General features: G+C 38.8%; 11 protein-coding genes. 9 read left to right on the forward strand and 2 right to left on the reverse strand.

Going from position 1 to position 16,302, the window contains the following annotated elements:
- Positions 1-34 precede the first annotated feature (34 nt).
- The 4 genes from ACY10D_RS06120 (at position 35) to fic (ending at position 3,174) form a co-directional block, all read left to right on the forward strand.
- Positions 35-1,033 (forward strand): FecCD family ABC transporter permease, encoded by a 999-nt coding sequence (locus ACY10D_RS06120; RefSeq protein WP_486999881.1) that lies wholly within the window; start codon positions 35-37, stop codon positions 1,031-1,033.
- Between the two features lie 85 nt (positions 1,034-1,118).
- Positions 1,119-1,538, forward strand: coding sequence for a Francisella virulence factor A (gene fvfA, locus ACY10D_RS06125; protein WP_486999882.1), 420 nt, complete (start codon positions 1,119-1,121; stop codon positions 1,536-1,538).
- A gap of 24 nt (positions 1,539-1,562) precedes the next feature.
- Complete coding sequence (fmt, locus tag ACY10D_RS06130; RefSeq protein WP_486999883.1) at positions 1,563-2,516, forward strand: methionyl-tRNA formyltransferase; 954 nt, start codon at positions 1,563-1,565, stop codon at positions 2,514-2,516.
- A 43-nt stretch (positions 2,517-2,559) separates the two neighbouring features.
- Positions 2,560-3,174 carry a protein adenylyltransferase Fic gene (gene fic, locus ACY10D_RS06135; RefSeq protein WP_486999884.1) on the forward strand — a complete coding sequence of 205 codons (615 nt, stop codon included), beginning with the start codon at positions 2,560-2,562 and terminating at the stop codon, positions 3,172-3,174.
- Between the two features lie 51 nt (positions 3,175-3,225).
- On the opposite strand, the gene ACY10D_RS06140 is transcribed toward fic, so the two are convergent.
- Positions 3,226-4,581 carry a DUF2971 domain-containing protein gene (locus tag ACY10D_RS06140; RefSeq protein ID WP_486999885.1) on the reverse strand — a complete coding sequence of 452 codons (1,356 nt, stop codon included), beginning with the start codon at positions 4,579-4,581 and terminating at the stop codon, positions 3,226-3,228.
- 72 nt (positions 4,582-4,653) lie between these two features.
- Complete coding sequence (locus tag ACY10D_RS06145; RefSeq protein ID WP_486999886.1) at positions 4,654-6,819, reverse strand: anthranilate synthase component I; 2,166 nt, start codon at positions 6,817-6,819, stop codon at positions 4,654-4,656.
- 249 nt (positions 6,820-7,068) lie between these two features.
- On the opposite strand from ACY10D_RS06145, the gene ACY10D_RS06150 reads away from it, so the two are divergent.
- The 5 genes from ACY10D_RS06150 (at position 7,069) to mpl (ending at position 16,254) form a co-directional block, all read left to right on the forward strand.
- Positions 7,069-7,224, forward strand: a complete 156-nt coding sequence (locus ACY10D_RS06150; protein WP_486999887.1) for a hypothetical protein — start codon at positions 7,069-7,071, stop codon at positions 7,222-7,224.
- A gap of 30 nt (positions 7,225-7,254) precedes the next feature.
- Complete coding sequence (locus ACY10D_RS06155; protein WP_486999888.1) at positions 7,255-7,983, forward strand: glutathione peroxidase; 729 nt, start codon at positions 7,255-7,257, stop codon at positions 7,981-7,983.
- Between the two features lie 337 nt (positions 7,984-8,320).
- Positions 8,321-13,159, forward strand: a complete 4,839-nt coding sequence (locus ACY10D_RS06160; RefSeq protein ID WP_486999889.1) for an NAD-glutamate dehydrogenase — start codon at positions 8,321-8,323, stop codon at positions 13,157-13,159.
- A 293-nt stretch (positions 13,160-13,452) separates the two neighbouring features.
- Positions 13,453-14,868, forward strand: a complete 1,416-nt coding sequence (gene hldE, locus ACY10D_RS06165) for a bifunctional D-glycero-beta-D-manno-heptose-7-phosphate kinase/D-glycero-beta-D-manno-heptose 1-phosphate adenylyltransferase HldE (protein ID WP_486999890.1) — start codon at positions 13,453-13,455, stop codon at positions 14,866-14,868.
- A 15-nt stretch (positions 14,869-14,883) separates the two neighbouring features.
- Positions 14,884-16,254 (forward strand): UDP-N-acetylmuramate:L-alanyl-gamma-D-glutamyl-meso-diaminopimelate ligase, encoded by a 1,371-nt coding sequence (mpl, locus tag ACY10D_RS06170; RefSeq protein WP_486999949.1) that lies wholly within the window; start codon positions 14,884-14,886, stop codon positions 16,252-16,254.
- Positions 16,255-16,302: the final 48 nt, after the last annotated feature.

Raw genomic sequence — 16,302 nt, forward strand, 5'->3', positions numbered from 1 at the left:
AAACACAGATAAATAAAATGAGAAAAACAAAAAAATGAAACAGGCAAGTAGAGTTGTTGGCTTTAATATCATGTTGGGCTTATTGTTGCTCGTACTGTTTGTTATCGTAAGCTCACTATCTTATCGTCATAATGTGCGTTTAAATAGTTCGTTGGCGAGTCAGTTGTTTTGGCAATATCAGTTAATTATTTGGGTTGCAGCAACGCTTGTGGGTGGTGGCTTGGGTGTCAGTGGCGCTATTTTGCAATTGGTATTGCGTAATCCCTTAGCTGATGCCAGTATTTTAGGCGTCTCCTCGGGAAGTCAATTTGTTGGGTTGATGCTGTTATTTATCTTGCCTGCTTATTTTGTGACATTGACACATTATTCGTATTTGCTTTTTTTCCTTGCGTGTGTGTTTGGTGCATTTATTGTGCTTATTGTGTTTTTGTTGGTGATTAGCTTCCAAGATCGCCTTGCTAATATCGCCATAGTGATTTTGCTTGGTGTTGGTGTTTCAGCGATTTTTAGCGCGTTAACGGCATTAATTATGAGTTTTAGCCAAGCGCAAACTTTGCAGCAAATCACCTTGTGGCAGTTTGGCGGCTTTGTCAACATAACGTGGCAACAGGTGATATTATTAACTGTTATTACCTTGGTATTTTGCAGTTTTGCCTATTATAGACATCAGGCATTTGATTTATTGAGTTTGGGTGAATCTGAAGCAATGATGATGGGGCTTGATGTCAAAAGATTACTGATTCAATTGGTTGTATTATTGGCATTCTTAATTGCTGCCATTGTCTCAGTTGCCGGTCCTATTGCCTTTTTAGGGCTTGTTGCACCCCATATTGCCAGAATGTGTATTGGCACGAATAAAATGAAGTATTTGCTGACAAGCAGCTTTTTGTGTGGTGCGATTTTAATGCTAATCAGCCAGTTTTTATCACAAACTTTGCTTTATCCAATGATTATTCCTGTTGGTGTAATTACTGCTTTAATTGGTGCACCATTTTTAATCTTTTTAGTGATTCGCGCATTGGCAGGCAAATAGCGCAGTAAGTGGTATAGCTTATCATAAGCTGACTGTGCTATGATACCCGCTAACTAAAACCTAGAGTATTGATTTATTGATTGCTATGAGTCGTTTTCAACAAAATATTATTTATGCAGGGATTTTAATTGCCGTGATTGGCTTTTTTTGGGCGATTGTCCCTAAAACAAAATACGAAGCGCATGCAGTGTATTTGCCGCAAACCAAAGAAATCTACTCGCCGGTGAAGCTTCAGAATGTGCAGTTTTATGCCTCAGAAGATATGAATTTAAGAAAGGCGGTACCTGTGGTTAACGGGCTTAATGAATCTCCAATTGGTATTATCCGCGTTGATACGCATTATACCAGCAAAAAAGAAATCCAAGCAGCGTGTGAGCAAAATGTGCAAAAAGCCAAAGAAGTAGCAGCGCAGTATGGTGCGACCAAAGTGATTGGCAATTGTGTGGCTTCGGGTAATACTGGACCGTTGGATGGTGCTAACCTTTACGCTTACGCTTATCATTAATCTTATTGAGCCTTTTCAAAATATATGTCAAATAATCCTAAATCGTTGCGTATCGTCTTTGCTGGCACGCCAGATATCTCCGCACATGTACTAAGTGCCTTACTTGAAGAAAATTACAATATTGTTGGCGTTTTCACGCAACCAGATCGTGCCAAAGGGCGCGGTAAGAAATTGGAATACTCACCAGTTAAAACTTGCGCTTTGGCGCATGAAATCCCTGTATTTCAACCGCTGTCATTCAAAAAAGAGCCAGAGGCAATTAAGCAACTAGCGGATTTAAATGCCGATGTGATGATGGTAATTGCTTATGGCTTATTATTGCCAAAGGTGGTGCTGGAAACCCCTAAGCAGGGATGCATTAATATTCATGTATCGCTTTTACCAAAATGGCGAGGTGCCGCGCCCATTCAGCGCGCGATTGAAGCAGGGGACAAGAAGAGTGGTATTACCATTATGAAGATGGATGAAGGTTTAGATACTGGTGATATCTTACATGTGCTAGAAACGCCTATTTTGGCTGATGACACTAGTTTGAGCTTACATAATCGCTTGGCAGAGTTATCAGTCCCTGCTGTTTGCACTGTGCTTAAAGAAATGGCAGAGCATACATTAAACCCACAAGTGCAGCCTGAGGGTGCGACCTATGCTCATAAGCTGACTAAAGAAGAAGGGTTGATTAACTTTAATAATCCTTGTCACGTAATTGATTGCAAAGTTCGTGCCTTTAGTCCTTGGCCAAGTGCTTATATGATGATTGACAACGAAGCAGTCAAGTTTGCTGATATTGATATTATGCATCAGATGTCAAATTCGGCGGTGGGCACTATTATTGGCGTAGATAAAGAGGGACTTAAAATTCAGGCACAAGATGGTATTGTCAATATTGGTTCGTTACAATTCCCAGGCAAAAAAATGCTGTCTGTAGCAAGTATTCTTAATGGTAAAGATTTAAGTTATCTTATAGGGAAAATAGTTTAACAGGATGCTTAGACTGAGGTGATTAACTTGGAGAAATTCAAAAATGATTTTGTCAAATAAGGCAAATAAATTGAATATCACCAATCAATTAGAATTGGCTAAAGCAGAAGAGAAAATAAGTAAGCAGAAGGCCAAACAGTTATTTATCAGTGGTGATATTGATCAAGTTGAAGTTGGCAAGTTCGCGGGATTATCATACATCCATGCTTATCTTTTTGCAGAGATCTATGATTTTGCTGGAAAAGTTCGTGAGGTGAATATTGCCAAAGGTAACTTTCGTTTTGCACCTTTGATGTATCTTGAGCAATCATTAGAATATATCGATGACATGCCACAAACCAATTTTGATGAGATTATCGAAAAATATGTTGAAATGAATATTGCACACCCATTTAGAGAGGGCAATGGTCGTGCAACACGCATTTGGCTAGATATGATCCTAAAAAACGAAATTCAGCATGTGATTGATTGGAATCAAGTAGAAAAAGACGAGTATCTATCGGCAATGGAACGCAGTGTGGTTAAGGATATTGAAATCAAAGTTTTGCTCAAACAAGCATTAACCACGCAAATAAATGATAGGGTGCTCTTTATGAAAGGTATCGATATTAGCTACTATTATGAGGGGTATAGCGAGTTTAAGACTGAGGATTTGTAAAGGGGCATAACTATCCGTTTGGCAGAATTTAAGCATTCAGCAAAATGGGTATTAGTTTTGAAAAGTTGGCACTTTTGTAAAAACTGTATTCCATTTTGCATCTTCTTTAGCATATCTTAGTTCAATACCAAAATTCTTGAGTTCTAGTTTATTTTTCGATCTGGTTTCATAGGTTAATTTATTCGTTGGATCAATTTCCTTTAGAATTCTAAAAAAAGCTAAAGGGTATTTATCGATGATAGGGTCTGAAATAATTTTGGATATTGTTGATTCAGGTAATGAATCAGGAATTGGGTTAAAGCTCGAGTCAATATTTAAACTGCATCCTATATTTTGGCGAGCGTTTGAAATATTTAATACTGCATCAGCACCTAGCTCTCTCTTTGCTTGCTTAAAAGCATGTTGTGGATCACTGGTTGACTCAAAGTAACTCTCGTTCTGCTCTTTAAAAAAAGCCATTAAATCTTGAGTTATTTCTTCAAGCTCTTTTGTATTAGCGTGGTAATATTGGACTATTTTATGAATTAAGTCACTTATGTCTATTTGTTCTAATTTTTTGTATTTGATTGACTTTCTTAAGTGATAAAATCCCCAGTTAATAGTGTCGGGATTTTTAAGTATTGCTTTAATTATCTGGCAGGCAAAGCATAGATCTTCATCATTATAAAATCTATTGGCAAAAACAATGCCGTTTATGGAGTCTTTATTGAGTTTTACCAGAAACTTTTGTGTATTACTAACTGGTTTAAAATTTGGATTTCGCTGAATAATAAACCTGGTTTCTTGCTCATATGACCAAATGCTATTCTTGGCAAATATAGCTGACCAATTGACAGGTTGCCTTTTGTTAATGGTGTTTTCAGCATTTATGCTAAACTCTACTGGGTTAGCAACGAGTTCACCGAATCTACCATTATTTGTGAACCGACTACTTTCTTTAAAGTTGTCGCTGGGATTATGATCTATTTGATCGCTATTGACATATTGGATTTCTATTCCGCTATAACAATATGAGTATTTTGCAGCAGCATAGCGCATTGGGTTATTGGTTGTTTCGCTAGCGTTGACGGCATCTTTTTCTAAGTAAGAGAATGCACTTTCTCCTTTGAAAATAACACCAATACCGCAGTGACTAGATGCGTAGTGTGCCCACATAAGCTCAAAATGATCACCTACAAGTTCATTTATATCGTTTAGCCTAGAGCAACAAAAGCATAAAGCAGACTCTTTGGATTGGGCTAGTATTTGCAGGTCAGAGCTTATGATTCGATTTTCTTTGCTTGGTAGAATGTAGGACTCAAAGCAGTCATTGAAAACAAAAGGAGCGGAAAAGGCTACTTCATAATTTTCAAAAAAATTAACAACATAGTCTTGATTAGGAAAAAATTTTATTACTAAGTCACTCATTTTATATTTGATAGTTTGTCATAGTGATAAAACTCACTATACCATAAACTAAAAGCTGGTTATAAGAATATTTTATGGGAGTAGCAGTTGATTAGTGCTTGTTAAACACTGCAACACATTCTGCACAATCTTAATTCCGCTATTATCCTTTAAAGTCAATATTGATTCAGGATGAAACTGCACAGCAATAGCAGGATGGGTTTTATGCTGTATTGCCATGATATGTTGATGCTCATTGCTGGCAATGACGTTCAAGCAATCTGGTGTGGTAGCTGGATCAGCGATGATTGAGTGATAAGCAGCGACCTCAGCATGTTGTGGTACGCCTTTAAAAACATCACTGTGATGTGTGAGTTTCCAAGTTTTGCCATGATGTGGATTATCAAGATAGCTAAGTTTGCCGCCAAAGGCTTGAAACATGCCTTGTAAGCCTAGGCACACGCCAAATTGTGGGATGCCTGCTTTGGTGATGGCTCTAATCATTTGCGGCAGCTTAAAATCATCTGGTGTGCCAGGGCCTGGTGAGTAAATCACTAAATCAGGTTTTTGTTTGATGATCTCATCAGCAGTAATGGCACCCGCGCGATAGGTGGTAAGCTTAACACCCAGTTTACGAAAATAGCTTGCCAATGTGTGCACAAAAGAATCCTCATGATCGATCATAATCGCTTTGATGTGATCAAAGCGTTGCGCTTGCCATGTGTCTTGACTTGCTTTGGGATTAAACTGCCCTAGAGCCTTATAAAAAGTCGTGGCTTTGGTGATTGTCTCTTGTGCTTCTTCCTGCGGATTTGAATCCCATACTAAAGTAGCGCCTGATTGATAATATGCCATATTATCTTTTAAGTGTACGGTGCGAATAGTGATAGTTGAGTTAATATCACCATTAAACCCCAAACAGCCAATTGCGCCTCCATACCAATTGCGCGGTTGCTTTTCATTGTGTTCAATTAGACTTACCGCGCGCTTTTTAGGCGCACCAGTCAAGGTGACTGCCCACATGTGACTTAAGAAAGCATCAAGACCATTATAACCATCGCGTAAGACGCCTTTTACATGATCAACGGTGTGGAAAAGTCCGACATAACGTTCAATCGTGCGCCTTGATATCAGATCAATACTATCAGGATCACAAATACGCGCCTTGTCATTGCGATCAACATCGGTACACATCGTTAGCTCGACTTCATCTTTATAGGAATTCAGGAGTTCACGAATTTTAAGCTCATCTTCCATTGCGTTATTCCCGCGACGGATGGTACCAGAAATTGGGCAAGATTCAACATCTTTGCCTTCACAGCGTACAAACATCTCAGGAGAGGTGCCGACAATTTGCTCGTCGCCTAATTGACAGAAAAACTCATAAGGGCTTGGATTCATTTGTTTTAAGCGTGTATATAATTGCGCAGGCGAGCCTGACACACGCGCTTTAAATAGGCGGCTATAGACGACTTCAAAGATATTGCCTTTTTTCATTTCTTCTTTGGCATTTTCAACAAGTTGGGCATACTCTTCATCAGAGATTGAGGTCTCAATTGTTGATTGTGCGCTGAAGTCTGCTTGATCAGTAGTTAACAGTTTAAAAGCATCAGTTGAGCTGTTTTTTGTGGTCAATTGATGCTGACTAAACTCTAAGGTTAACTCAAAAGCTTGATCCTTCTGTTTATCAATAGCATAAACGTGATCAGCGAAAAATAAGTGATAAATCTTACTGTTCTGAGCACGTGTTTGCGTTAGAGGCATTGCTTCAAACGCAAAAATAAGGTCATAAGCAAATGCGCCAAAAAGTCCAAGCATATTATCTTTTAATGGTGCAAATTCTTGATTAATAATACGTAACACGGAAGCTACAGAAGGTTGTAAGCTGCGGTTTTCTTCGCTGAATGTTTCGTTGGATAGATGGATTGATAATGTCAAGGTGAGTTCATTGTGCTTTTCTAAGCTGACATGTGTGTTACCCGCAAAAATTGGCTTTAAAAGCTGTAATAAGATAACACCGCGCGGATTAAGTGCATTAAAGACAACATGATCGCTATAGGCAATAATTTCAACAGGTGGATTATAAAACCCAAGCTCCCAACGATTATAACGCCCTGGATATTCAATCCCTGAAGAAAGCATCATGCCTTTGTATTGATGCAAGGCTTCAGTAATATGATTCAAGGTTGTATATTGGCACGGTATTTTTTGATATTGTACTTCAATGCCATGCTTGCTCGTAAAGTTTTGGGTATCCATAGTCATCCTTTAAATGTTAAACTGTCTTAACTTTGTATTTTTGTAACGATACATGAGTATATTGATGCTGTCGATAGTTTATTGTGTATTTTTATTGATATTGTTGATGATCGTTGTTTTAGTAACTTCAGTTAGTAAAGGGTGGGTTGATAAATAAAACTGATCAATAATTAAAATATAATATATTTATCACATGCTTGAACGTTTGTTATAGTGTTGACATCACAAAGAGCACTAAGGAAAAAGAGCATGAAAAAGAGTATAAGCATCGCAATCAGTGTTATGTTGTTAGGTAGTAATCTTGCTTTAGCAGGAACAGATTTTTATTCAACATCAACCATGGCAAAACAAGTGCATAAGACACAAATACATAGTCTAAATGCATCAATTAATATTAACGAATAACGAAACAATCAATAAAACAGGAGTCAATAAATGTTCCCAAATTTAGAAAATCAACAAGTACCCAATGTTACGTTTAAAACCATGCAAGATGGTCAATGGCAAGATGTGACAACAGATGATATTTTTAAAGGTAAAAATGTTATTGTGTTCTCATTACCAGGTGCTTTCACGCCAACGTGCTCATCAGCACATGTACCGCGTTTTAATGAGCTATTTCCAGTATTTAAAGAGCATGGTATTGATCGCATTGTTTGTATATCAGTCAATGATACTTTTGTGATGAATGCATGGAAGAAAGAACAAAAGGCTGAGAATATCGAGTTTATCCCTGATGGCAATGGTGAATTTACCGAAAAAATGGGACTTTTAGTTGATAAAGAAGCTTTAGGTTTTGGTAAGCGCTCATGGCGTTATTCAATGCTTGTAAAAGATGGCGTGATTGCCAAGATGTTTATTGAGCCAAATAAGGCAGGTGACCCGTTTGAAGTCTCTGATGCGGATACGATGCTTAAGTTTGTTGCACCTAATGCACAATTGCCGAAAGAGGTGACAATTTTCACTAAGCCTGGATGTCCACATTGTAAACGTGCCAAAAAGCTACTTAATGATCATAATCAAGGCTATGAAGAAGTCGTGTTGGGTCATGGCGCATCAATACGTACCGTCAAGGCGTTAACTAATCGCCAAACTGTACCGCAAATTTATATTGATGGTCAGCATATCGGTGGTGCCGATGATTTGGAGAAATATTATAGTTAACCTGTATTGAGCGTGTCATTACCCTGAGTTTTCCCTAACAGTCAAGTAAATTTAAAATATACCCATCGTAAATCATTTTGCGGTGTTTGGTTGTAACGTAGTTTGTGAAGATTTTTTGCAAGTTAAATTGCAGGTAATAGCTAGAATTATTATCAAAGCTTAACTTGCAAAAAGCACGCAAAATACAAAGCAAAAAATTCTGTAAAATGGTTTGTGATGGGTATATATAACAGATAGGTAAAAAAACTCTATTTTAGGCAGAACTTACTGTTGAGGGACAGGCAAAACTGGCTTATCATGCATGCGTATTTTGTCAAAACAAAACAGTAGGTTAAAAATGCACTACAACGAGAGAACGCAAGCGGTTATTCAGAAGTTAACAAGCATGTTCAAGGAGAAATTTTCAACGCAGGATGCCTCAATACTCGAATCCCTATTAAAAGCTTATATACGCGTGATATCAGAAGATGAGCTTCATCAGCGTGAGCTATTAGATTTATATGGTTCGATTATTTCTTTTTGGAAATTTATCTACAAAAATTCCGAAGGAAAAGCACTGATTCGTGCATATAACCCAGTATATGAGCAAAATGGCTGGGTGTCACGTCATACGGTTATCGAGCTAAGTTGTCAGGATTCTCCATTTATCGTAGATACGTTAATGATGTTGATGTCATCCATGGGGCTTGGTATCCATTTTATGATGAATATTGGTGGTATTGACTTAAAGCGTGATGCCAAGGGCAATTTGGTCGCATTGACGGATAATGTGGCAGATGATAAGAGTGTGGTCAATAAGGATAAAACCTGTTTGGTCATCATGGAAGTGGATCGTCAAACAGACGATAAAGTTACACTTAAGGCGATTGAGCAAAAAATTGCTGAAAACTATGAAAAACTTCAAGCAATTGTTCGCGATTTCGAGCCAATGAAGGCAGAGTTGCAAACGATGATCAAAGAGGTACATCAACCTAAAGATAAAGTCGCGCAAAACTATTATGAAGAAGCGATCGATTTTTTAGAGTTCTTAAAGAAAGATCATTTTATCTTTTTGGGCTATTGCGCATTTAATGCAAAAACGGTAAAAGGTGAAAAGGCATTTGTTGCTGAGAAACCTTCGGCACTGGGTTTGTTTTCAGTCAATGATGATTATATTACCGCATTAAATGATATCTATGAGAAGAATCTAAATATCAATAAGAATGTTGATGCTATTTTAACGGTTGCTAAATCTGATGAGGTTTCTCCGATTCACCGTCCTGCGTATATGGATATTATTTCAGTGGCAATTTATAACAAAAAAGGTGAAATTACTGGTTATAAACGCTTACTTGGTTTGTATACATCAACGGCATATCATTCATCACCGCAACATATTCCTTTTTTGCGTTTGCGTAAAGAAATGGTGTTAAAGCAATCGGGTTTTAGGCAGTTTGGTCATGCTTATAAGGCATTAAGTAATATCATCGATACCTACCCGCGTGACGAGTTGTTTTTGAGCTCAGATGAGGAGTTGTTTAACACGGCTCTTGGTATTTATCATATTCGCGAACGTCAAGTCATGAAGTTGTTTGTACGCAAGGATCAGTTTAGCCGTTATTATTTCTGTATGTTATACATGCCAAGAGATCGTTATAACTCAGAAGTTAGAGAACGTGTTGAGCGTATTTTGTTAAAAACATTAAATGGTCAACGTACGACGTTTAAAACAAACTTCTTAGAAAGTGTATTGTGCCGAATTGACTTTACGGTTTATCTTGACGGTAATGATCCAGTAGAGCAGGTTGATTTAGAATTACTGGAAGATGAAATCAAGAATGTTGAGCGTCAATGGAGCGATTATCTATTTGATGACTTAATTGAAGAGTTTGGCGAGAACAAAGGGCGATCTTATGCCCAAGAATATGCACAAGCTTTTTCTTCAGCTTATAAAGATGATTACATTCCACGTAAAGCGGTGTCTGATATTGTGCATTTTGAACAGGCGCGCAAAAATAGCTTATCGATGAGTTTGTATCAAGTGCTTGAAGAATCTGGTGACCGTTTGCACTTCAAGTTATTCTTAAAAGATCAGGCAGTACAATTAAGTCAGGTGATGCCGATTTTAGAAAACTTTGGATTATCCGTAGCTGAAGAGCGTCCTTATAAGATTAAGCCTAAATCTGGTGGTTTTGTTTGGTTATCGGATTTTGCCTTATTGACCAGTAAGCCCGTTGAAATTGCTGAAGTAACCGATAAGTTGAAAGAAGCATTTGCGGTTACGTGGGCAGGTGTCGCTGAGAATGATCGATTTAATTCACTCATTGTTTATGCAGGTCTTGATTGGCGTGAAGTGGCGATTGTGCGCGCTTATACGCGTTATATGACACAGATTGGTGTACGCTTGAGCCAGCAGTATATTGAAGATACTTATATCGAATATGCCGAGATTGTTCGCTTGATGGTGTCGTTATTTGATGCACGCTTTAACCCTGTTTATGAACAAAAAAAGCGTGAGGCTATAGCAAAAGATGTTCGTGAGATATTGGCTGCAAAACTCATTAATGTTGCAAGCCTTGATCAAGATAAGCTATTACGTCGTTTACAAGAGACGATTGAAGCAACACAAAGAACGAACTTTTATCAAAAAGATGCGCATAATCAGCATAAGGAATATATCTCGTTTAAGTTGATTCCATCGAAAATCTCCGAAATGCCAAAACCTGTACCAATGTTTGAGATCTTCATGTACTCTCCACGTGTCGAAGGGGTTCACTTGCGTGGTGCTAAAGTCGCGCGTGGTGGACTAAGATGGTCAGACAGGAAAGAAGATTACCGTACCGAAGTATTAGGATTAGTTAAAGCACAGCAAGTTAAAAATGCGGTTATTGTACCATTGGGTGCCAAAGGTGGCTTTTTACCAAAAAGATTGCCCATTCTAGAAGGGCGTGAAGCGGTGATGGAAGAAGCGATTAGCTGCTATCGTATGTTTATTGGCTCATTGTTAGATATTACCGATAACATTAAAAATAATGAAATCATTAAACCACAAAGTGTCGTTTGCTATGATGAAGATGATCCATATTTAGTGGTTGCGGCAGATAAAGGTACGGCCACCTTCTCTGATATCGCTAATAGTGTGGCGATGGAGTATGATTTTTGGTTAGGAGATGCCTTTGCTTCAGGTGGCTCTAATGGTTATGATCACAAGAAAATGGGTATTACCGCGCGCGGTGCTTGGGAATCAGTGAAACGTCACTTCAGAGAAAGAGGCAAAGATACCCAAACTGAAGACTTTACGGTCGTCGGTATAGGGGATATGGCTGGTGATGTATTTGGTAATGGTATGCTATTATCCAAGCATATTCGCTTAGTGGGTGCATTTAACCATATGCATATCTTTATTGACCCAAACCCAGATGCCGCTTCAAGCTATAAAGAAAGAAAACGCATGTTTGATTTGCCGCGTTCAAGCTGGGAAGATTACAATCAAAAGCTTATTTCACAAGGAGGTGGTATATTTAGCCGTCACTCTAAGAGCATTCAATTAAGTCCTGAAATGAAAGCACTGTTGAAGACTAATGCGAATGAATTGGAACCAAACAAATTAATTCAGTTATTATTGAAAGCAGATTATGAATTACTGTGGAATGGTGGTATTGGTACTTATGTCAAAGCGCATACTGAAAGTAATGAAGCCGTTGGTGATCGTGCCAATGATCCAGTGCGTATTAATGGGCGTGATTTAAACTGCTTGGTTGTTGGTGAAGGCGGTAATTTAGGTTGTACACAGTTAGGGCGTATTGAGTATGCCTTAAAAGGTGGCTCAATCAACACTGATGCGATTGATAATGCCGCAGGTGTTGACTGTTCAGATCATGAGGTAAACATCAAAATTCTACTAAATATGGCGATTGAAAACGGTGAATTATCCGAAAGTAGCCGCAATAAATTGTTGGCTGAGATGTCGGATGATGTCGCGCATTTGGTGTTACAAAATAACTATGGTCAAAACCGCACGATTGCTAATGAGTTGCAGTCACAAGAACGCTATTTTGTCGAATCATATGCACGTTTGATGCGTGAGCTTGAGCGTAAGATGCAGCTTGATCGTGAAGTTGAGTATTTACCAACCGACAAGATGCTACAATCACGTGCGTTATCGGGCAAAAGCTTAACAGCACCAGAATTCTCTGTGATTATGGCGTATACCAAGACGATGATTAAACAGCAGATTTTGAAATCTGACTTACCAGATGATCCTCACTTTAACTTTTTCTTATTGTGGGAGTTTCCAACAGTACTACGTGAGAAATACGCGGATTTAATGCAAGGGCATAAGTTAAAACGTGAGATTATCGCCACACAGATCACTAACGCGGTTACGTTGCATATGGGCGTTACCTTTATTCAGCGTCTATACGATGAAACAGGGGCATCAGTTGCTGATATTATCAAAGCATTTATTGCTGTGGTTGAGATTTTCTCTTTGGATAAGCTATGGCAAAAGGTTGAGAAATTAAGCGGGCAAATAAGCGCTGAAAGCATTCAGAAATGTTTACAGATCTTATTCAGATTCGTGCGTCGCAATTGTCGTTGGATTTTACGTAATGAGCCTAAAGGTTTCCCAATTGCTGAGGTGATTGCTAAGTATCGACATACAGCGCCTAGTGCATTAAAGGTATTTCCAAGACTTTTAATTCTATCAGAGAAGCAAAAAATTGAAGATAAAGCGACAGCTTTAATTAATGCCGGTGTGCCAAAAACAATTGTTGATCAGGTGTTATCATTTAAGATGGCAACATCCGTGATGGACTTAGCGCATAGTATAGAGGTCTCCAAAGAAAGTAAGTCATTTGAAAAGATTGCTATACTGCTTAATCAAAAGCTATGGTTATCTTGGTTTAGAAGTTGCATTAATCACTTAGGTGGTAAGCAGTCATACTGGGGTACCTTATCAACATCGGCCTTACGTGATGATCTTGATAAATTGCAATACCGCTTAGTCAGACGTGTCATTGAATTCACCAAAGATATCGATGACGTCAATGACAAAGTCGAGTATTGGTTGAGTACCAACAGTAGTTATTTAGCGCGCTGGAATGGACTTATTGAAGATATGCGTACAGACGAGCCAAACTTTGAATCAGTCAATATCGCCTTTAGAAGCTTAAGTGATTTGGCACGTTCTCATTAACCTTTACGCTTGATAGCGTTCAACGCTATCAAGTCTTATATTTTCTAGCTAAGACTAAATATTCAGCCACAAGCGCTCACCGTACCCTGAGCGTAAGTCGAAGGGTAATCACACTTCATAGCGGCTTCGACTTACGCTCAGCCAACGCTTACACAATCAAAGTGAGCAGGAATATGGTCATACCCTATTCTCTCTAATATTTATCTTACAAATACCACTAACGACAAACTGTAATTTTATTAAGCTTTAGTGTAGTATTGTGCCCATTCTTATCAGGGTTAATAAGACAGACAATGCAAAGCAATTTACAAAAAGCACGCGTTTTAGTTGTGGGTGATGTGATGTTAGATCGCTATTACTACGGTTCAACCGAGCGTATCTCACCTGAAGCACCGGTTCCTGTAGTGCATGTTAAAAATATCCAAGATCGTGCAGGTGGCGCAGGTAACGTCGCTTTAAATATTACATCCCTCGCAGGAGAGGCAGGAATATGTGCGATGATTGGGCAGGATGAACCAGCACATATTTTAAAAAACTTTTTAGCGGATCAATCAATTCATAGTCATTTGATTGAAACACATTTGCCAACGATTACGAAGTTGCGCGTTCTATCGCAAAAACAGCAATTATTGCGTCTTGATTTTGAAGAAGGTTTTGCGCAAGTTGATGAAGGTGTACTTTTCAACAGTGTTGAGGCAGTGCTTAAATGCTATAATGTGATGGTATTATCAGATTACGGTAAGGGGACATTACATGATGTGCAAAAACTCATAAAGCTTGCGAATAAGCAAAAGGTTGCAACATTAGTTGATCCCAAAGGAAATGACTTTAGTATTTATCAAGGCGCGACTTTAATAACACCTAATCGCAAGGAATTCGAAGCAGTAGTTGGTAAATGTCACACTGAAGATGAGCTAATTGCGAAAGCACATCAATTAATAGCAAACTGCCATTTAGGTGGACTGTTAATTACTCGTAGCGAAGAAGGGATGACTTTGATATTAAAAAGCGGTGAGGTAACAACGATTCCTACTGTTGCCAAAGAAGTCTTTGATGTTACAGGTGCAGGTGACACGGTCATTGCCGTGATGGCGATGGCGATTTCATGTGGCTATGATTATATCTCAGCGATGCGTCTGGCAAATGCTGCTGCAGGAGTTGTCGTTGGTAAGGTCGGCACGGCAACACTAAATGCTCAAGAGTTGCATGATTCACTCCATGCACAAGCTATAGTGCACAAAGGAATTTTAAGTCAAACTGAGCTTAAAAAAGCAATGAGCGAAGTCCATTTACAAGGTGAAAAAGTCGTTATGACCAATGGTTGCTTTGACATTTTGCATGCTGGGCACGTTGAGTATTTACAAAAAGCGCGCGCTTTGGGTGATCGCTTGATTGTCGCTGTCAATACCGATGAGTCAGTTAAGCGCTTAAAGGGTGAGTCTCGACCATATGTCAATTTGCAATCGCGGATGGAAGTGCTTGCAGCATTAGGCTGTGTTGATTGGGTGGTAGCCTTTGATGAAGATACCCCTAAGAGGATTATCAGTGAGCTATTACCGGATATTCTGGTTAAGGGTGCTGATTATGAAATCGCGCAAATTGCAGGAGCCAAAGAGGTGTTAGCCGCAGGTGGTGAGGTTAAAACCATTACCTTAAAGCCAAGTCACTCAAGTACGTCGATTATTGAAAAAATAAAAAATCAAAAGTAAAAAAATCAAAAGTAGATTATGAAACACATTCATATATTAGGGATTTGTGGCACTTTTATGGGTGCTTTAGCGTTACTAGCGCGTGAAAAAGGTTATAAGGTTACAGGCAGTGATCAAAATGTTTACCCACCGATGAGCAGCTATCTTGAGTCTCAAGGCATAAAGCTGATATCCGGTTATGAGTACGATATTGAATCACTTAAGCCGGATCAGGTGATTGTTGGCAATACGATGCGCCGTGGCATGGCGATTGTTGAGTATTTGTTAAATAGCGAGCTTAAGTATTTTTCGGGTCCTGAGTGGCTTTATCAAGAAATTCTCAAAGATAAAAAGGTTATTGCGATTGCCGGAACACATGGCAAAACAACCACTACCTCAATGGTGATTAAACTGATGGATGATGTGGGGTTAAATCCAAGTTTTTTGGTTGGTGGGATTACTCAGGACTTTGGCGTGTCATCGCGTTTAACAAACTCAGAGTACTTTGTGATTGAAGCCGACGAATATGATACGGCATTTTTTGATAAGCGCTCGAAGTTTATGCATTATCATCCAGACATATTGGTTATTAATAACCTTGAGTTTGATCATGCCGATATTTTTAACTCAATCGAGGATATTTATCGCCAGTTTCACTATCTTATGCGCCTGTTACCTGGTAAAGCAATGGTGATTTATCCCAAGCCGGATAAACATATTGATAAGCTACTAACGATAGGTTGTTGGTCTGAACGTTGTCCGCTTCAAGGTGATGAGCAGGCGCTTGATATCAAGCCTATACTTGAAGACTATAGCCAGTTTGAGATCATAGATCACAATAAAACACTTAAGATTAACTGGGCACTATTAGGTGAGCATAATGCCAAAAATGCATTATCAGCGTATGCAGTTTTAAAAACACTAGGTGTTTCGTTGGACAAAGTAACAGAGAGCTTTAAAAACTTCAAAGGGGTTAAGCGCCGCCTTGAATGCATTGTGCAAAACGATCACTATGCCATTTATGATGATTTTGCTCATCATCCAACGGCAGTAGCGCAAACACTCAAAGCCATAAAAGCACGTGCGACAGATAAGGAAAGAGTCATCGCAATTTTGGAACCGCGCTCAAACACAATGAAAATGGGTGCGCAAGAATCAGCATTAATTAATGCGCTTAATATCGCCGATGAAATCTGGTTTTATCAAAACAGTGTGATGCAATGGCAAGCAGCATCGTATGCCAAAGACAATTTTCTAGTATTTGATCAGGTTACCGATATTATTGAGCATTTTAAACAATCACAGCCAAGGTGTTTTACCCATTATGTCATTATGAGCAATGGTGCTTTTGATGGGTTGCATCAAGAGTTAGGTGCACTTGCGAGGCGAAATCAAGTCAGATCATGAATTTAATCTGGTATCCTTGGGCAGGCTTAAGCCCATAGATGCAAAACT

The organism is Cysteiniphilum sp. (assembly GCF_057495195.1).